Annotated in this window: 11 protein-coding genes; 7 read left to right on the top strand and 4 right to left on the bottom strand. The window is 62.5% G+C overall.

Annotated elements, in window-relative coordinates; translation table 11 throughout:
* Positions 1-83: 83 nt before the first annotated feature.
* The gene (locus ACIBCN_RS39655) at positions 84-524 is read right to left on the bottom strand and encodes an amidohydrolase family protein (RefSeq protein ID WP_396997390.1); all 441 of its coding nucleotides are present in this window, start codon (positions 522-524) and stop codon (positions 84-86) included.
* Positions 525-2,235: 1,711 nt separating this feature from the next.
* On the opposite strand from ACIBCN_RS39655, the gene ACIBCN_RS39660 reads away from it, so the two are divergent.
* The 7 genes from ACIBCN_RS39660 (at position 2,236) to ACIBCN_RS39690 (ending at position 13,716) form a co-directional block, all read left to right on the top strand.
* Positions 2,236-2,742, top strand: a complete 507-nt coding sequence (locus ACIBCN_RS39660) for a tyrosine-type recombinase/integrase (RefSeq protein ID WP_396997406.1) — start codon at positions 2,236-2,238, stop codon at positions 2,740-2,742.
* A gap of 249 nt (positions 2,743-2,991) precedes the next feature.
* Positions 2,992-3,390, top strand: coding sequence for a hypothetical protein (locus ACIBCN_RS39665; protein WP_396997391.1), 399 nt, complete (start codon positions 2,992-2,994; stop codon positions 3,388-3,390).
* Positions 3,391-3,719: 329 nt separating this feature from the next.
* On the top strand, positions 3,720-5,231 hold the full coding sequence (locus ACIBCN_RS39670; RefSeq protein ID WP_396997392.1) for a hypothetical protein: 1,512 nt from the start codon (positions 3,720-3,722) through the stop codon (positions 5,229-5,231).
* Positions 5,218-5,973 (top strand): hypothetical protein, encoded by a 756-nt coding sequence (locus ACIBCN_RS39675; RefSeq protein ID WP_396997394.1) that lies wholly within the window; start codon positions 5,218-5,220, stop codon positions 5,971-5,973. Before ACIBCN_RS39670 ends, ACIBCN_RS39675 begins: the two co-directional genes overlap by 14 nt.
* On the top strand, positions 5,973-10,352 hold the full coding sequence (locus ACIBCN_RS39680) for a hypothetical protein (RefSeq protein ID WP_396997395.1): 4,380 nt from the start codon (positions 5,973-5,975) through the stop codon (positions 10,350-10,352). The genes ACIBCN_RS39675 and ACIBCN_RS39680 overlap by 1 nt, the downstream gene beginning before the upstream one ends.
* The gene (locus tag ACIBCN_RS39685; RefSeq protein WP_396997397.1) at positions 10,349-11,407 is read left to right on the top strand and encodes a hypothetical protein; all 1,059 of its coding nucleotides are present in this window, start codon (positions 10,349-10,351) and stop codon (positions 11,405-11,407) included. The genes ACIBCN_RS39680 and ACIBCN_RS39685 overlap by 4 nt, the downstream gene beginning before the upstream one ends.
* Before the next feature lie 773 nt (positions 11,408-12,180).
* Positions 12,181-13,716, top strand: coding sequence for an FAD-binding protein (locus ACIBCN_RS39690; protein ID WP_396997398.1), 1,536 nt, complete (start codon positions 12,181-12,183; stop codon positions 13,714-13,716).
* A gap of 263 nt (positions 13,717-13,979) precedes the next feature.
* On the opposite strand, the gene ACIBCN_RS39695 is transcribed toward ACIBCN_RS39690, so the two are convergent.
* The 3 genes from ACIBCN_RS39695 to ACIBCN_RS39705 form a co-directional block, all read right to left on the bottom strand.
* Entirely contained in the window at positions 13,980-14,759 is a 780-nt protein-coding gene (locus tag ACIBCN_RS39695) for a cytochrome P450 (protein WP_396997399.1), read from the bottom strand.
* A 428-nt stretch (positions 14,760-15,187) separates the two neighbouring features.
* Entirely contained in the window at positions 15,188-16,417 is a 1,230-nt protein-coding gene (locus ACIBCN_RS39700) for a hypothetical protein (RefSeq protein ID WP_396997400.1), read from the bottom strand.
* 54 nt (positions 16,418-16,471) lie between these two features.
* Positions 16,472-19,909: an SDR family NAD(P)-dependent oxidoreductase gene (locus ACIBCN_RS39705; protein WP_396997401.1), complete on the bottom strand. Its 3,438-nt coding sequence runs from the start codon at positions 19,907-19,909 to the stop codon at positions 16,472-16,474.
* Positions 19,910-19,918: the final 9 nt, after the last annotated feature.

Genomic DNA, 19,918 nt, shown 5'->3' on the forward strand with positions numbered 1-19,918 from the left:
CCGCCTCCCGTGCAGCCACTGCGACGCAATGTCTCTCGGGCGGTAGCGTTCCGCCCTCGTAACACGCCATCGTGTTTCAGCTTTCAGAGTTGGCCGTATTCACCGATGCATCTGCCGCGTACCCAGGTCTGAAGCACTTCGGTCTGCCACAAGGACTTCTGCGGTGAGAACGGGTCCTGATCGACCAGCAAGAGGTCGGCCTGTTTGCCCGGCTCAATGGATCCCAGGATTCGTTCCTGATGAGAGGCGTAGGCGGCGTCGAGGGTGTATGCGCGCAGCGCTTCAGTGACGGTCATCGCCTGCTCGTGGTGCCAGCCGCCGACGGGCTGCCCGTCGCGGTCCGTCCGGGTCACAGCGGCGTGTATGCCGTCGAATGGACGGTGTGAGGAGACCGGGAAGTCACTTCCTGCGGCGTTGATCGTTCCCTGATCGAGCAGCGACCGCCAGGCGTAGGCACCAGAAAGACAACGCCGCTGTGCTTGCCAGTGCTCGGACTCAAGTCTTAGATACGGGCCAGGCGACACGGCACGTCCGTCTCAACCAGCTGTCCGCCGCCGGGCACGCCGTGGCAACAGGTGCGGCCAGCGGCTCCTCGGCGCAGATCGAACGGTTGTCTAAGAGTGCTGCACACATCGGCAGCCATTCTGATGCCAGGCAATGGCCTCTACCCCACCGACGATGCCAGACAGTTGCCCAAACCGGCGCGCGAGGCTTACCCTGCTAGAGCACCCTCATTTGTCGGGGTTTCCCGGTAACCGCACCAGCGGAGCCGGACGTAGCGCCAGCCAACGGGTCTTCGATCATTTGCGTCTTGCTGGTGGCCGTTTCAACGACCAGACATCCGAAAACCGGCCTTAGGACCGTCAACAGCGGCTGGCATCCCCATGAGGCTCGGTGTCGCCCTTCCGATGATGGTTCCGTCGCCTTCCTGATGGTCCGACGCCGGTTTCGGAGTAAGAACTCGGAACCGACGGATTGTTACCGTCACGGAGGCCAACTGCAGGCCGAACTCGGCCCCTTCCTCCAAATCGGAACAGATACTTGCTAATCCGATGACTGGCCCGTGCGGTCCGTCGCACTCGCCAACGAGGGGATTCCGAATTCACCCAATCCTGCCTCCGACCAATTCACTGACGGGTCGACGAATAACCGGGAGGTGCTCATGTATCCACTATTCCGAATACCCCCAACGCGAATGACTGCACTTCGGGCAATGCGGACCTCATCAGACCCCGGATCCGAAACTTACGTCAGAACTGGGGGCACCAACGAAGCCCCCTTACCTGCCGCTAACGCCAACTTCTCGGTCCCCCAGCGGATCAAGCCAGTGCCGACCCTACACCCCCTCGACGTGCCCAGTTTAGATCATCTCCGATTCACAGTCACCACGATCTACCGCAACAGGCTCGGTTCACGACTCCCCAGCCAAATTCTGGGATGGGCTCCAGGACAAGCAATTTCGGTTGAAGTTCATAACGACGATGTCCTCATCGTTCGCACCGCCCCTGATGGACCAGACACCATTACCCAAGGCGGCCACGTCTACCTGCCGGCAACCGTTTGTCATCGGTGCGGCATTCACGATCGTGATCGGGTTCTACTCGCTGCGTCGACGGCACACCACGCACTCTTCGCCTACACCCCCCAAGCACTCGCCAGAATGCTCCTGGCCGAACTCCCTGTAGTCGCACCGCCGGTGGCGCCATGACCGACCAGGAATCCATCCGAACCGCTCACAGGCTACTGGCCCAACTCGGAGTAACTCCTGATCAACTTCTCGACACTGTGATGGATCCTCCGACCTTCCGCGAATACATTGAGCAGCTTGAGGGGTTCGCTCCCTGCAACAACCGTCCGCGCCTACAGACCCTACTGGCGCAAGATCCTCCGCTGTTGGTCCGATCGACCACTCACCGAACCCTCACCACTAGAGATCGACAGGCTCGCCCAGGACGCCCGCGCGCAGGCAGTCATCCGTCGAAACACCCGCAACGGCCGCGGTGCCGCCGAAACGATGATCTCCGCCATACGGTGCATCTACAAACACGCCGAACGCGACCAGATCATCACCGCAGCCGACAACCCCGCCGCCCGAGTCTACAAACCGCGCCGACTATCCAGCCCCCGCCACGCGATCCCTCATAACCAACTAACCCAGATCCTCGAGGTTGCAGCCACCACAGGCGACGACCCACAACTCGACTCACTCCTCCTCCGATTCCATATCGAAACCGCATCCCGCCGCGGCGCAGCTCTCGCACTACGAACCGAAGACCTCGCGACGAAGAGCTCTGCTGCGTTCGACTTCGCCAAAAGGGCGAAACCGTTCACTGGCTGCCCGTCTCCCCCACTCTCATGCGAGGCCTCACCCAACTCGTCACACAGCGAGCACCGACCGATGCAAACGGCACTGCGCCGGTCTTCCGCTATCGCGACGGCCGACCAGTCACCGGCCGCCACTACGACCACATCTGGGATCGCATCGGCCGATACCTCCCGTGGGTCAATCGTCAGCAGATAACTGCACATTGGCTCCGCCACACCACGCTCACTTGGCTCGAACGGAACCTCGGCTTCGCCATCGCCCACGCCTTCGCCGGCCACGCAGACATCTCATCCCGAGTCGGTGCAACCATCACCTATATCCGCCCCACCCTCCAAGAATTGGCTCAAGCCATCGCCGCGATGACCGGCGAATCTCACCCGCTGGCAACGGCGGAGTGCTCACACGAACCGAGCTAAAATTCCCGAGTAGAGCGCAGTGGGCCCGGCGAACGATGGATCCATTTCGTACTGATCGACTCAACACGAAAGATTTTGGGATAGAAGGCAACTCACAGCCAAGCGGTAAGCGCCCCGGCCCGCGACAGGGTGCGACAAAGGCCCCAGCAGACCAGGGGAATCATGCGAGCATTCACTGGCTGCATAGCCGTCGCTACCGTACTCGCGGTGGCGGGATGAGGTTCAACGGCCGACAAGCCTGAACCCGCTGTGTCAGCGACCTCCGTTGCGCCTACGACAACCACGGCGATCACTGCCAGCTCGGCTACCAAGTCATCGGTCGCTCCGACAACCGGCACAGCAGTCGCGCTCACCGCCAGAGCAGTCGTTGATGCGATCGCAGCCGAAGGGCTCTCTGTCCTGAACCCTCGCGACACGACAGCCCAGCTACGCAAGAACAACTGGGGCTGCGTACAACTCATCACCACAGACCAGTTTTCGGTATATCAGTTCGATGACACCACCCAGGCAACGAAGGTCGCCAACGCATTCCCCAGCGGCCACCTGAACGGGCTGATATTCCTGCGATTCACCCGGGACGGAAGTCATCCCACCAATCTGGCTATGATTCCGCGTTACGAAGCCGTCCTCGACCGACTGACGCAGTAGCGGTGAATGCTACATCGGGCGTTACCCGATCACCCCTCGCTGCGCGAGCGGCCACGCTCGCCGTAGCGATCGAATGTGCCTACCGCCCAACGGCTCCGGCGTGCCTGATCACTCCGCCGTCAGCGGGCAGCGACAGGCCGTGTTCCTCGGACACGATTCAGCTCTCACGTCGACAGCCTCCACAACCAGCGAGTTCTTGGTCTTATCTCTGCATCGGTCGTGCTGAATAGCTCGGAGCTGTCAGTGGTGACGCGTACCGTTTTGACGGTGGCGACTACGGCCCTGGCAGTACTACCCCGCATACGTTGCCTCAACCGGGGGTCGCGACGGTGACCGACGCGTCAGGGATGCCCGCGCTTGCCGGAAGCGCAACGCGACGGCGCCGAACCCTCGCCCATCTGTCGCCGATCTTCGATCTGCACCTCAACCGTGCGCGCAACCCATCCGAAGTCGAGTGGACTTCGTACGACTTCATCGCCCTGATCCAACTCACCGTGGATACCATCGCGTTGTCCTCGGGCTTAGACGGCAATCTTGGCGCGCCGCGCGACGTTGTCATCGACGAAATGACTCGGACAGCAACGGGAATGGCTCCCCAGCGCCCGCCAAGTGAGCACGCGCATGTCGCAGGGTTTGTGCTTGATCACTTGCTGCGTCATGGAGAGCCGACACCGTATTTCACGGTCGACTACGCAAACGCGGACGCTGGTTGGGCGGCGCAGAGCATTCCGGTCCGCGTCCTCTACGAAACACTCGCTGCCGACGGATCGACCGTGCAGGTGAACGTCGACCATAGTGCCGTAACCCTGCTGCTAATCGCGACGAACCGGTCCTTGGAGGACGAGCACGAAGCGGTGATCGCAGTCATGCGTGCACAGACCGACAGCGGTCGTCTCGATGCGGCTATCGACTCGGCCGAGGATGCTTTTACCTTGTCACGCACGTACTCAGCGAACGTCCGCCGCTTGATAATTGAGGCCGAGCGTGACGTTACGCGTGTGGACTACATCAACACGCTTCGCCCTGAGTTGACCAGTGCATCAAGGCATTTAGAGCGGAGGATCCAGGTCGATGGGACTCTGTTGCGGCACCTGGAGAACATGCGAGCGGACGCGTCGGAGAAGCAGAGCCCCACAGAAGTCCGACAGCTAACCCGAGCAATATCTCGCCTCGGCGGTGCCGTCGAGACGCTTGCCGAACTCCATACCGAAATCGTCGGGGCCACCCCGCGCTGGCGTGATGCCCAAGCCGCCCAATCATTTACGGCCGCGCCGGTGACCGAATTGGACCCTAGCGCCGACGTGCTTTCGGCTCTGTTGAGTGGGCGGGCGCTGCCGTCCGGTTCGGACAGTTCGCCACCGGCAACGGCGAAAGTGTTGAGCTTCACCGCTTTAACCAATCGTCTGATTGCTCCACCAAGGCAAGTTATCGATGTGTCCGGCCAACCGGTCACGGTTGAGGCCTTACTGGAAACCGACGGCGTGTACGAGCAGTTTCCGCAGGAGTTTCACGACGCAGCCAATCTCCTGCGCGTTCGGAGGATCCTTCCCGGCACGAAAGCGCGGCTTTCGGATCTGCTTTCGGACGTCGACCGCCTGTTCGTGCACACAGAAGCGCCCCTAGTGGCCGCCCTCACGGCGCTGGTGGGCGCAGCACGGACCGCACGTCTGCGACTTCGACTCCTCCTAGCGCTGGACGCGATGATGCTGTGGCAACCCGACGGCACTCCAGACCCGCACAACGACTGGTGGGCGGTGGACGACAACGTTCGGGCAGCTCTGCCCGATCTCAACGTTCCCGACCTGTTTGTTTATCGGAGAAGCACTGATGTCCACTCGTGATACCAGCCGAGACGTTGGGTTCCTGTTGCGCTACGCGCTCGACCACACGCTCACCCCGTCTCGCCACGACACCTATAGCCACTTGCTGGATCGCTATCACACCGATCCCGAATTGCGGTCGGCATTCGACGAAACCGCAGCAGGGCTCGGCGTTCGTGTGCTGACCGCCGATCGAATGACCGGACTGGTGCTGACTGCAGAAGCCGAATCACCCCTGGCGGTGACCGATACGAGCCGCTGGCTAAAGATCAGAGGATCAGCCGATCGCATGGTGTATGGGGTTGCGCTCGGAGGCGTCGCAGCGTGGTGCTATCCGACAGCGCGATCGGTCCGAGAGCCCGGTACACGCAGGGTCACTGCCGTCGACGTGGACCGCCTCATCCGTGAGCATGCCGCTGCCGTCGAAGTCGGCGATGTAGGCCTCGATGACGGGCTGGGCCCAGCCTGGCTGGAGTACAGCACTCGTCGCAAACAAGTTGAGTTGACCGACGGCGGGCAACTGAAGCGTTACTCCACGGTGCGGATGTGCGAGGACGTGCTGGTGATGTTGTCTGTGTTCGGTCTCGTAATCGTTGACAAGACAGTTTCCCCACCTCGCACCGACTTACAGGTGTGGCGCTCCACCGACCGGTTCCGCGCCCATGTGGCGGCCAGCGGTGGACCTCTCGCGTGGCAGACGATCGCTCATTCCGGTATCTCCGCTCAGATCGTCGCGGATCAAGACAACGGAAATGACGCCTGATGCAGACCGAGTGGCGGTTGGAGCGAACCTTTCTTACTGGGGCAGGCCTGGACGAGTCTCGTCTCGAAGGGTTGGATATCACCTGGTCCGACCCGCTGGAGTCGACCGCGCATGCGGCCTTGTGGGCAGACAATGGCACTGGCAAGACGATGATCACCGCGTTGCGCTATGCGTTGTACTTGCCGCATCCTCGGGACTTCATACGTGGCGATTCCGACCGCTCGCTAGCCAAGCTGGTCCAATCTCGCGATGTCTGCCATGTGATCGAACAAGCCAGTCGCTTCGTCAACGGTGAACACCAGCGCATCGTGGTCGGCATGGTCGCCGACTGGCCGGACGGCGGAACTCAAGACCTCGACAACCCCTCCCGGCTGCATCGTGTGTTCTACGGATGGCTTACCGACGACCACGGGCCGACAATAGATGACCTCCCATTTCGTACCCCGATCGGGCGATGGGCAACGCGCGCACAGTTTGTCGAAGCAGTGCGCGCTCTGCTTCCACACGGCGGCGCTGCACCCCCGCATCCGCCTTCGAATCGTCAGGGCGAGTGGCACACATGGTTGGCAGCGGCGGGTGTCGATCTCGATCAGATTCGCTTCCAGGCCGTCATGAATGCGTCCGAAGGCGGGGTCGACCGAGTCATGCGATTCGCAGACTCCGACGACTTCGTCCGGTGGCTCATCGGCACGACAATGCCCACCTCGACTGTTGAGCAGATCACCAACAGTATCGATACGCTGCGACGGAACGCGACCGCACGGCCGCACTGGGAAGATGAACTGAATCTATGGCAACGGATTATCGATCCGCTGCTGGGACTGGCGATCGCGTACGAACGCGTTGCCGGTGCCCGGCGAACGCTTGGAACCGCTGAAGCAGATGCCACCTCAGTTGTCGCGGACGCCGACGCGACCCTGACAATCCTCCGTGACAAACGCTCGACCGCGACAAAGCTATTCGAGCACCACGATCAGGCGCGGCGCGACGCCGGGACAACCGCGCGGCGAGCGCAGGCCCACCGGCTTCGCATGCAGTTGCGAGCGGCCGAACTTCGCGTCCAACAAGCCGAGAGTGTCGCAGCCGCTAAACAAGCCGACAAGGACACCGCGGTACGGGCGCTGATGGCGTGGCGGCTGGTCTCTGACGTGCTGCACGGCAAGAAGTTGACAAGCACATTGGCCGGATTGGAAGAGCGGCGAGAAGCTGCCGAGCAGGAAACCGAGCAGCTGCGCGGAGCTGAGCGGCAGCACCGCCACGACCTGGCGCGTCTGTTGACCCACCATCGGGATACCGCTGCCGGAGCCCTACTCGCAGCGGAACGGCGGTTGGTCCGCCTCAAGAAGGAACTGGCCGATGCAGATAAAGAATTGCAAACCTGCATAGCTGCACACGCACAATCCGCCGAACAGATGAGGGGGTCTGAGGCCGCCCTTCGAGCTTCAGAGCAGAAGATCGCCGACGCAGTCAGTTCTGGCCTTCTCGCCGAAGGCGCCGATCCCTCCCAACGTGATGCTGTTCTTGCCGATCAGATATCGACTGCGCGCGGCACTCGAACGAGGACCGACGAAGTGTGCGGCCGCATTGCGAACGAGGAACGCGAGGCCCGGCGCGAGGCCCAGTCCGCGCAACAACGTGCCCAGGTCGCCCTCGACGACGCCAACCGAGATGAACGAGACCTCACTGCCGTCGTAAATCGGCTCACCGCACTCATCAACGACAGCCGTTTCCAGGACGTTATCGCAAACACCGACGTCAACCTCTGGGTCCAACGCACAGCGCTGACAGATGCGTTGGATACGTATGCCGGCAACGCCGACACCAACGCGGCTACAGCACGTAAGGCGATCACCGAAGCCAATCGCGTGATCGACTCTGTCGGCACCGATCGACTGCTGCCACCGTCAGCAACGGTCGAAAAAGCTGTCAATCGCTGTGCGACTCAAGAAATTCGAGCATGGTCGGGGTGGAAATGGCTGGCCGACACAATGACTGCCACTGAAGCCGCGGAATTTGCCGAAGCACGCCCCGAGATTGCCTCTGGTGTAGTCATTGCGCACCCGGATCTCCTCGACCCGGCGGTTTCGGCGATCATCGGCCTTGATCTGGACGTCGCCTTGTGGGTCGGTGCTGTCGTCGATCCGGATACCGCTCAGACAAGACCGGGAGAACCCACCAGCACGCGGGCGCAGATCCTACTTCCACCAGCCGGAGTCTACGACCGCGAAGCCGCCGAACGGATGGTCGGTGCCGCCGCGGACGCTCGCACCCAGGCACACCGCAACCTCACCGAGGCGACCAGCCAAGGTGGGAACTCTAGAGCCGTCCTTGCCGCCTTGCAGCAACTGTGGTCTGACAACTCCACGGATCCACGTTCGCGACTACAGGACGCAATCACGACCGCGCAGCAGAGACACCTAGACGCGAAAGCCGACGAACAATCCGCCGACAACCGACTCGTCGAGCTCGAGCAAGTTCGCAAAGAACAGGACAAGATCGCCACTGCAGCACAACAGATCATCGACGACGCAGCCGAAGACCGCAGGCTTCTCGTCCCAGTCATTTCGGCCGCTGACACCGCGGCCCGCGCATATCGGCTGTTGCCGACCCTGCGCGACACGGTCGCTGACCTCGGCGACCGTATACAGGAACTCCGAGTTGATATGCCTCGACTGACCGGCGAGGTCTCCGATGCCAACGATCTTGTCGGCACGCATCGTCGGGCCGTCGAGAACGCTACCGAACAGCTGCGGGAGGCAGGACTTTCACCTGTGACCGACGGTCCAGTACCGGTCGGCGACCACGAGACGATTCGTGCACGGTTGACCAGCATCGAGGATGCTCTCGCTGACGCTGCCGTGGATCCCGCGCTGTACGAAGACATTCGGCGCACACGTCAGGACTTGTCCGATGTGGAAGCCGTACTCGGTGTGGATGCCGAACGTCGCGAACTGGCCGAGAGTTTCGCGGCCAGTGAAGGTGCGCGTCATCCCGTCGCAGTCACCGAATCGGTCCGCATCGCTGAAGAACGAGAAGCAACAGCTCGGGAAGCCTGCGGGAAGGCCGATGCGGCGGCCGAAAACGCACAAAACGTGCATCGGCAGCGTGTCGAGGACCGCGCGGATCGATCCGCTGCTGACGTCGAAGGATTCCTCCCGGCCGCACGGGTTGCAACTTCGACTGACGCCGACCGCTTTGCCCGACAGCTCGATGAGCTGGCGCAGCAGCTACTGGAGACGCGCGGAACCGAGGAACGACTGGCCAAAGAAGCTGAGCTGACAGCACAGCAAACCGAAGCGTCAGCCAAGCTCATAGAGACCTCCGCGAAGCAGCTGCGACATCTCGCCAGCGCGATCCTCATGGGACGTGCTGCCGAGAATGTCGACGAACTCGTCAATAACCTCAATCGAATTGCCGACGAGGTTCGCTCGGCACGAGATTCCCTCTCCGCTGACGAGAACATACAGCGGACAGCATCTGACACCGTTCACGCCCACGCCAACAGCTCCGACGCTCGCGCCGTCGAAGACCGAGAGGATTCTCGTATTGGCGACCTGATCCGCCGCCTACGCGCCGACCAACAGTTGCCTGCCGACGCCGAACGGCTCGCTATGCAACTCGAACAGCGTGCCGCGACCTTGAGCGATGACCTGGCAGACCACGATAGGCGCGTACGGATGTGCGCACAGATGCTCCACATCCAAGCCGCAACTGCAATCGAGAAACTACGCCATTACCAAAACCAGTCACGCCTGCCCGAGGGTCTCGGCGAGTGGTCCGGCCAACGATTCGTCGTGATCGAACACGATCCAGTCCCCACCGACGAATCCGTCGCGGTGGACCGAGTTGCTCGCATCGTGCATGCCCTGCTGATTCCGGGGGCCGGACGCTCCGACGCCCAGGCCATGCTATTCGCGGCCACACGTGCGCTCGTCGACGCGCCATTTCGTGTCAAACTGCTCAAACCACACATCGACCTGGCGCTGGATCGGGTCGACGTTGCGGAGCTGAAGAACTTCTCCGGTGGACAACGAGTAACTGCCGGAGTGCTCATGTACGCCACCATGACCCGAGTTCGTGCCGCCGGCGATGCCAGCTCCATCGGCTGGCTCTGGCTCGATAACCCCTTCGGGCAGGCATCTGCTGACCAATTCATCCGGACAATGCGCCTGGCCGCGGACAAACTGGGCCTGCAACTCGTCTTCACTGCCGCGCCGAAGGATAAGGGAGCCCTCTCGATGTTCGATCGGATTATCGCCCTCGCCCGGCGCTCACGCCCGTCTTCTGGAGAAAAAGTCATCGTCATCGACGATGGCAAACGACAGATCACCGACCTCATGCTGGTGCAAAACGACGTGCTCGCGGTGCTCGGCGAATGACCACCGTAGATATCGAAGCACTAGTCGCCGCACTCGATCCCACTAAACACGGTGGTCGTCGACACATAGACGACGTCGCCGTAGCGCTGCGCGAAATAACTCCGAATCTGGATTCGGCGGCCTTCCCTGACCTCCTTCTGGAAACCATTCAACACGGCGAAACGGCTGGCTACTGGTCACCTGCGCGGACCACAACCGTTCGCCGTGGACGCATCACGCTGCCGAAATCAATAACGCTCACCCGCAAAGACGTGACTACAGACCAACGCCGACCAGTCGATGTTCCACTCCGCCCGGAACTGGCACCCTGGGCCGCTACTCTGCCGCTGCTTGCAGCCCAACGCCGGGTGCTGCTCGCTGTCAACGCTTGGCTCAGACAGACCGGTGGCAATACACCGATCGTTGCCGCAGCCGAACGCGCGTACCAACTACTAAACGACGAAAAAGCCTTCGACACCGTACCGCCACTCGGCGGCAAATCCCTATGGAGGGATGACCGCCTCACATTCCAACTTCTTCGCTGCGAACGCACTCCCACCCCGCTGACATGGGAGCCCACAACTCAAGTTGTGACCGAAGCTGGAGCGATCGTTTGCGTGGAGAATCATGCGACATTCCGCACCCTGCTACGAATTCTCCGCAGCCACCCCACCCCACCGTGGACAGCCGTTGCCTGGATACAGGGTCGCAATACCGCCCCGCTGGAATCCCTCGTCGACATGCCCTTCATAGTCGAAAGGCTGGACTACATCGGTGATCTCGACCCCGCTGGCCTCGAAATCGCCGAAGCCGCCTGTATGACATCAGAACGAGTCGGTGTGCCGGCCGGACCCGCTACCGATCTTTGGGACCTTCTGATCAAACAGGCTTCCCGACCCGGGCGTGCAGTCAACGAAACCCGCGCACGCCAACTAGTGTCCTGGCTGCCCGAGCAAACGCGAGACAGGGCAGCTGCGTTACTCATCGACGGGCGCCGGATCCCGCAGGAAGCCCTTCGCTACGACATCCTGGAACTCGCATTACCCCGTCCTGGGCAGCTGGACATTTCCAAATAACTAACCGGGTCGGAGTCGCGAGCACTCATGTCGACTTCTGCAGCCGTTTCAACCGCGCGGCAATACTCGAAGCCTCACCCGATCGGGATTGCGAATAGCCGCTTGACATCGACGCCGTTGGACCGCGTATTCTAGTGCGCATGAGCACATTCCTTACACAGGAATGCTCACGATCTGTGGCGAAGTCCCCACTCACACATAGATCCACATCTCGGCATATCCTATCCGCCTTCCGTGCGTCCGGCACACCAGTGGGCAATTCGATATTTGGCTCGTAGCCGAAGCTCAATCCAGGCCCCACACACTCCGAGCGACCCAGACGAGCTCCATTGGCCGATTGCCAATCCATCGCCCCGGCGAGGTCAACGACCAAGCTCGACTCGCATGGATATGTTCATATGTCGCCATCCAGCAGCGCCCCTCGTCCACTCCTTCGAGACATCGACCCACGAACAGCAGTTTTCGCCGGTGAAGGCGGTGAGCGTAGGGCCGTTCCCTCCGAACACAGTTCGAAACGACGAACCAGTGGTGTTGATCTGTGTCGGACTTTGACATGCGGCGCCTCCTCCGTCGTCCTCGCCGGATCGGGAACTGAACCTTCCAGCGACGAGATCTCCGCGAACGACTGCTTCGCCGCCCGACTACCGGAGTTGGCGTCGCGCCTGATACACCCGAGAGATGACAAAGGCTGGCTGCGTTCCCGATGAGCGGGAGCAACCGTGCGTCCAGCCACCCGGCCCGGCCTAGCGTGATGCCGAGCACAGGAGGTAACAGTGGTGAATTGGAACGACGAAGTGGACGTGCTGGTCGCGGGGTCGGGCGGCGGCCTGGCCGGCGCCTATACCGCGATCCGAGAAGGGCTGAGCGTTGCCGTCGTCGAGGCGACCGACAAGTTCGGCGGTACGACCGCGTACTCCGCTGGCGGCGGGATGTGGTTTCCCTGCAATCCCGTGTTACGCCGGGCCGGCACCGACGACACAATCGACGACGCTCTCACCTACTACCATGCCGTCGTCGGTGAACGAACGCCGTGGGAGTTGCAGGATACCTATGTCCGCCGGGGCGCCGATCTCATCGAATACCTCGAAGCCGACGACCGCTTCGTCTTCGAAATGTTGCCGTGGCCGGACTATTTCGGTCACGCACCGAAGGCCCGGCTCGACGGGCAACGCCACATCATTCCGTCACCGCTACCCGCCGCCGAACTGGGCGAACTGGGCGAGCACGTGCGCGGACCCCTCGACACCGAACGCCTCGGCGCACCACCACCGAAAATATTGATCGGCGGACGGGCGCTCGTCGGCCGATTCCTGCTCGCGCTGTCGAGCTACCCCGATGTGCGGCTGTATCGCAACACGCCTCTGGTCGAACTGATTACCGAAGTCGGTGCCGTGGTGGGCGCGATCACTGAACGCGACGGTGCGCCCTTTGCCATCCGGGCGCGCAAGGGCGTTGTGCTCGCTTCGGGCGGTTTCGAGCACAACGACGAACTCCGGCGCCGATACGGTGTGCCGGGGGCCGCCCGAGACACCATGGGACCGTGGGGGAACCAGGGTCGAGCGCATGAGGCGGCGATCGCCGTGGGCGGTGACACCGACCTGATGGATCAGGCGTGGTGGTCGCCGGGCCTGACGCACCCGGACGGGCGCTCGGCATTCGCGCTGTGGTTCACCGGTGGCATTTTTGTCGACCAGAATGGGCAACGGTTCGTCAACGAGTCCGCACCCTATGACCGGCTCGGCCGCGATGTGATCAGCAAACTGGACGCGGGATCGCTCACCCTCCCCTACTGGATGATCTACGACGACAAAGAGGGCGAGGTGCCGCCCGTCAAAGCACCCAACGTGTCGATGGTCGAGTCGGAGAAGTATGTCGCGGCCGGGCTGTGGCACACCGCGGACACCCTTCCCGAACTCGCCGAGCAGATCGGAGTTCCGGCCGATCGGCTGGTCGCCACGGTGGAACGGTTCAACACCATGGTCGCGGCGGGCGTCGACACCGATTTCGGCCGCGGCGACGAGGCATATGACCGCGCATTCTCCGGCGGAAAGCCCCCGCTGGTGTCGATCGAGCAGGGCCCCTTCCACGCGGCCGCATTCGGTATCTCCGATCTCGGTACCAAGGGTGGATTGCGCACCGATAGTGCGGCCAGGGTGCTGAGGAGGGACGGCGAGCCCATTCCCGGTTTGTACGCGGCCGGCAACACCATGGCGGCGGTAAGCGGCACCACCTACCCAGGAGGCGGCAACCCGATCGGGGCCTCGGTGTTGTTCAGTCACCTGGCTGTACGGCACATGCTCGCGCACTGAATTACCTGGCTGCGTGACGCTTCCGGCGCGACCGGGAGCGTCACGCTTCGCTCCGAGGCCTCAGTGTTGGGCGGTCTCGGTTCCCTCGAGCACCGTGATGGCTTCGTTCGAGCAGCACGCTGCCGCCGATCGTGTGCCCTGCTCGCTCACTTCGGTGCCCGGAATCGGGCGGGCAACGCCGCCGTAGGTTCGCGTCTGGCAGGTCGCAATGCTCAGGCAGACGCCTGCGTTCCAGCAGCGGGTGGGAGCAATTCGCAGGGTTCTCACCACATCACCTCCAGGCTTTCGAGCACCCGGAAAGGTCCGGGCCGCCACGGAATATCCGCCGCCGGGGTCGCCAACCGCAGTGCCGGCAGCCGTTGGGTCAGGGAGTGCACAGCGATTCCGATCTCCAACCTGGCCAGCGCCGCGCCTACGCAGTAGTGCGCTCCGTGCCCCAGCCCGAAATGCTGACTCACCGTACGATCAAGCAACAATTCTTCGGGCCGCGCAAAGACGGCAGCGTCCCGATTGGCGGCATGCATCGCGGGAACCACCACCTCGCCGGCCCGGATCTCCACGCTGCCCAGCTTCGTGTCCTGCAACGCCACCCGGCTGAAGCCGCCGTCGACTCGCACCGGTGTGTAGCGCAGCAGTTCCTCCACTGCGTTGTCGATCGTTTCGGGGTGGTCAACCAGGTGCCCGTACTTGCCGGGCTCGCGTAGCAAGGCAAAGATCGCACTCGACAAGAAGGTCGTCGGGGAGTTGCGCCCCGCCGTGAGCAACGTGACGAACATGATCTCGATGTCCTGATCCGACAACCCGTCGAGTTTCACGACCAGGTCGTTGGTGCCGGCGGCAGCGATCTCGCGAATCAACTCCGCAAAATCGACCACCGCGGCGATCAGCTTCTCGGGTGTCCCCTCGCTGCTTTCGAGCAGCTCGCTGAGCTCGGATACCTTGCGACGCAGGGCCTTCGGCACCTGTAACAGCTCGCACACCACCGCAACGGCCAACGGTTCGATAAAGCCCGTCGTCAGGTCACCGCGGTTGCCGCCGGACATGAACTCGTCGAGCAGTTCACCCGCTGTCTTTTCGACCGCTGGCCGCAACTCCTCCACTCGACGCGGCGTGAATAGGCCCGCTATACGTTGACGCAACTCGGTATGCCAGGGTGCGTCAGCAGCCAGGATCGACGTCGGCGGCAGTACGTCATCCGACATTCGGGCAATGTCGGGCCGATTTGCCGCCGACCGGGAGAACACCGGATCCGCGAGGACCTGTTTGACCAGCTCATGGCTGGTGACCAGCCAAGCGGTACCGCCGAGCGGAAGTTCCACCCGGCTGACCGGGACTGCATAATAGGCTGATTCCAGGTCGATGGTGTGCTGCGTTCCGAACGGGTACGAACGCACGGGGCTGTCGCTCATGCAATAGGGCCTTTCTCTGATAGCGGGATAGATGATGTCCGGCGAACGAATACCGCCAAGCGCTAGATCAACTCGCGCAAATACGACCCTATTGCCGACACCTGCTTCTCCGCACTGGCCGAATCGAATACACCGATGGTGATGCTCAACCGGCCACGAAATGTGCTGATCAGGTAGGTATTCGAGGCCAAGGCGGGAGCGGGAGCGTCCGAAACCACGTGCGCATATCCGACAAAATCTTTGAAAACGATTTCCTCGGCCACATCGAACGACGGGATTGACCCCCAGTTTGTTGCTATCACAGGGAACCCCATCGGCGCCGATACGGCTGCCGAGTCCGGGGCGGAAGCGTCCAACGATCCCATCTCCGCGGAATGCAGGCCCGAGTGAATGACGGAACCGTCCTCGAGGCCGGCCCGAAGGGTCGCGTTGATCTCCCGGGCCAGCTCCGTGACACTGGCGGACTCGTCGGTGCCGAGAAACAAGGTGTAGCCCAGCACATTTGTTCCGGCCGTCGCCTCGATGGGAGGCTGGACGCGGCCTCGCAGGTCCGCAGAGTACGCAAATGGAATCGACGTCAGGGGCTTGGCCTGCACATCGGATTCGGTGCGAAGTATCGCGGCCGAGACGAGACCGTGGATTGTTGTTTCGTTACGCCTGCCGTAGTCGAGTAAGGCATTGGTTTCCGCTTCTGAGAGTGTGCATCGGACCACGGGAGCCGTGAAACCGTTCGGGTGCTCACCGGCGAGACTCTCGGAAGTCTCGGCGGTTCCGGAAGTAGGTTCGGCGTACTCGCCTACGCCGCGGTCGGCCATCAGCTTCTCGAAGGGCTCCGGGTATGGGTGCGGAACCACGTCGGTCCGGCGCGCCTTCTGCAGGTCCGCATAAATACGCCAGAAGTCATCGAAAACCGCCAGCGCGTGGTAGGCATCGGCGATGCTGTGGTGAACTATGAAAGTCACCGCAGCCGAATCGCCATCCAGGGTTAGGCGCAGAGCGGACAGGGCAGATCCGTGGTTCAGCTCGGCACCGGCCATCGGGTCTTCGATGTCGCCGTGCAGAACGACAACACCTGCCGTTGGTGCAGTCGGGCCGACGATGACAAAGTCGCCACCTTTCCGTTCCAAGTGTGCCGCCAGCACAGGGTACTTTTGCTGGAGAGCCTCGAATGCGCGGTTAACATTCTCGACGTTCAATTTTCCGCGCACCCGGGCGGAGTATCCGACGAAGAAGCTCGGGGTAACAAATCTTGCCTCGCTTGGCGCCAGCGGTCTAACGAAATTCAATGACATACATATTCCTTGCGGCTACTGCGGCTGTGTGTGACGGGAGGAACGACTAGCGCGTCATAGGGTTTCCTCCATCCATCCCTCGATGACATTGCTTACGCCGACCGAGCCGTCGATAACCACCGAGAAATGATCCTCGGATACCGTCACAACACGATGGGTGGGCGACCAGGGTTGTGCAATGGCTCCCTCCCTGCGCCCGGTCTCATGATCGACGTTGTAGAGGACTGGCTTCCCGCATTGCACGAACAGCACTTCGGTATCGAGATCGCCCGAGTACAACTCCGGGAGCAGGTCACACCAGCTGAACATCGCAGTCAGCCGGGCGCTACTGAAGTCGCCGAAGCTTGATTCCTTGGTCAGCATCTGCTGCGGCAGCTGCTCAACGGGAAGGTCCGTTTGCCCTTCCCCCGAGAGCTTGAACGAGTCGAGGAGGACCACACCCCGCACCGTTGCGCATCCGTTTTCGAGGAGGTGTTGGGCCGCGGCGTACGCCAGGTTTCCGCCCGAGGAGTACCCGGCCAGCACAAAGGGTTCCGCGCCGACCGCCGCCAGCACAGCGGCGGATACCGCCTCGATGGCAATCTCCGCATTCGCCGGTAGCGGCTGGTCGGCGGCGAACCCCGACAATGGAATGCTGAGCACTGGACGCCGGCCACGGAACGCGCGCGCTATATGCGCGTGCTGGTGGACGCCACCGGTGAACACCGGCGTGCAGATGAAAACGAGGTAGGGAAGGGGCCCGTTCGAACTCCAGGTCACGCCCTTCAGGACTCCGGAATCACGCTGCGCGATGTCGAACACTGGTCGTAGGCTCGACGCACTTCGCAAGAGGTCATCGGCGATACTCAACTTGCCCGAGCCGATCGCCTGCTTGTACAAGGCGACAATCGAGTCCTCGGCTGCGAAAGGCGTTGTCGCCTCGGAAGATCGTCCGTGGGCCTCGGGCGTGATTCCCGGAGCCGGGGCAAGGCTTCGAGGTAGCGCATCGAGAATATGGCGAGCCAACTCTGCGGTTTCCGGAATATCGAACACAACCATGGCAGGTAGGCGAAGCCCGGTTACGGCGTTGAGCATGTTGCGCATCTCGATGGCAGTCAGCGAGTCGAAGCCTGCGCTGGCAAGGTTTTGCCCGATACTGTCTGCCGTCGGATAGTCGAGCACCTTCGCGGCAGCTCGGTGGATGTACTCGACCACCAGCTTTTCCCGGTCCGTCGTATTGAGACCCTGCAGTTGCTCGGGCAGAGAGCGTTTCGCCATGGCCGTCGATGTGGGTCGGGCGTTGCGTGGCTCGAGTTCTCGTAGAATTGCCGGGACTGTTGTGGTCCGTCGCAGGGCTGCGAGGTCGAGGTGGGTCGCGGTGACCGTCGCCCGGTCCGCGATCAGGGCAGCGTCGAACCACACCAAACCCTGCTCGACCGACATACCCGACACACCGTCACGGGAGAGCCGGATAGTGTCCTCATCACGTAACCGTGCACCCATCCCCGAACCCGAATCCCACAAACCCCACGCAATCGACACCGCCACAAGCCCTTCAGCGCGACGAAACTCAGCCAGCGCATCCAAGAAACTATTCGCCGCAGCGTAATTACCTTGCCCCGCACCACCCAACACACCAGCAACCGAGGAATACAACACAAACAACGCCAAATCAACGTCACGAGTGGCCTCATGCAAATACCACGCCGCATCCGCCTTCGCCGCCAACACCGCATCCAACCGCCGCGGCGTCAACGCCGCAATCACACCATCATCGAGCACACCCGCGGCATGGACCACACCCACCAACGGCAACTCCACCGGAACCGCACCCAACAGGGTATCGACCCCTACACGGGTAGACACATCACACGCCACCACCCGCACCATGGCACCCAACCCCGTCAGTTCTTCCACCAGATCCGCCACACCCGCAGCGTCCAGACCCCGACGACTCCCCAACACCAACGACGTAACACCATGAGCCACAACAAGATGCCGCGCAACAATCGCACCCAAACCACCAGTACCACCGGTCACCACCACCGACCCCGACAACACCGGCACCGGCACACCTGCCGCAACCGACAGCCGCGTCAACCGTGCAACATGCAGTTGACCGCCACGCACCGCCACCTGCGGCTCCCCACTGGCCAAAATCCCGCCAACCAGACCACCCACATCACCCGCATCGTCAACGTCGGCCAACACAATCCGACCCGGATCCTCCGACTGCGCCGAACGCACCAACCCCCACACCGCCGCACCCGCCAGATCGCTAACCCTCTCCCCCGCAACCGAAACCGCACCCGCGGTCAACACCACCAAACGACCCTCACCAAACCGAGAATCACCCAGCCACGCCTGCACCACCGCCAAGGCGGTGGCTGCAACAGCATGCACCCGCTCCACCACGGCAACTTCGGCGTCGGCCGCTCCGATGCGACGCATATCGAACACAACTGCGGACGGCAGATCGCGGGGCGGGTCGGCCAGATCGAGAGAGGACTCGATCCCGATAAACGACACAGATTCCGAAATGCTTTGTGCGCGTGGCGAAGTAGCCTGCCCGTTCCACTGCACGCCCAGCAGTCGATCCGTCATCGCGGCGATGGGTCGCATCGGCCGGGTAGTCAATGATCCCGCAGTGACAACCGGCTGCCCGGACTCGTCCACCGCGTGGATCCGCACCGCACCCGAAGCTGAGTCATCCCCCGCGCTGGGCGCGATATGGGCTCGCAGATAGGTGGCGCCGACTGCGTGCAAGACCACGTCCTGCCATGCGAACGGCAATCTCGGCCCCTGGCCCCCGCGGTCGACCTCGGTCTCCGCGGCGGCCGCCATGCCGTGCAACACAGCATCCAGCAGAGCTGGATGCAACCGGTACCGAGCCACCTCCGCGCCGGGTTCGGGAAGAGCGGCCTCGACGAACAGATCCGCACCCCGCCGCCACACCGACCGCAAACCCCGGAACGACGGCCCATACCGATACCCGGCATCCGCCAGCCGGTCATACAGCCCCGCCAAATCCACACCCACCGCACCCACCGGCGGCCACTGCGCCAGCTCAGCGGACATGGCGGGCAGTTCCGCACCGAAGACATTCCCACCTGACGAAACCACGCCCTCGGCGTGCAAAGTCCAGTCCGCACCGCTACCCGGATGGCTGCGCTCGGCTTCGGGGCGGGCGTAGACCGCGACAGCGCGTTCACCCTGCTCACCCACCCCGGCAACCACAACCTGCACCTGCACACCACCGCTGGCAGGCAACGCCAACGGAGCCAACAAGGTTAGTTCCCGCAGCACCACGCACCCCACCTCATCCGCGGCACGCATCACCAACTCCACAAACCCGGTCCCCGGCACCAACACCACATCCGACACCGCATGATCAGCCAGCCACCGGTGCGCATCCACCGACAATCGACCCGTCACAGTCACCCCACCCGAATCCGGTGAATGCACCACCGCACCAACCAGCGGATGGTCCGAGCCAGCCAACCCCCACGCCACCGGATCCCC

Source organism: Nocardia sp. NPDC051052 (genome assembly GCF_044456045.1).
Taxonomy (GTDB): Bacteria; Actinomycetota; Actinomycetes; order Mycobacteriales; family Mycobacteriaceae; genus Nocardia.

What these genes read in the sequence shown, in the direction of transcription:
- ACIBCN_RS39675 (WP_396997394.1), top strand. Translation starts at nt 5,218, where the DNA reads ATGTCCACTCGTGATACCAGCCGAGACGTTGGGTTCCTGTTGCGCTAC.
- ACIBCN_RS39680 (WP_396997395.1), top strand. Translation starts at nt 5,973, where the DNA reads ATGCAGACCGAGTGGCGGTTGGAGCGAACCTTTCTTACTGGGGCAGGC.
- ACIBCN_RS39685 (WP_396997397.1), top strand. Translation starts at nt 10,349, where the DNA reads ATGACCACCGTAGATATCGAAGCACTAGTCGCCGCACTCGATCCCACT.
- ACIBCN_RS39695 (WP_396997399.1), bottom strand. Translation starts at nt 14,759, where the DNA reads ATGTCCGGCGGCAACCGCGGTGACCTGACGACGGGCTTTATCGAACCG.
- ACIBCN_RS39700 (WP_396997400.1), bottom strand. Translation starts at nt 16,417, where the DNA reads ATGTCATTGAATTTCGTTAGACCGCTGGCGCCAAGCGAGGCAAGATTT.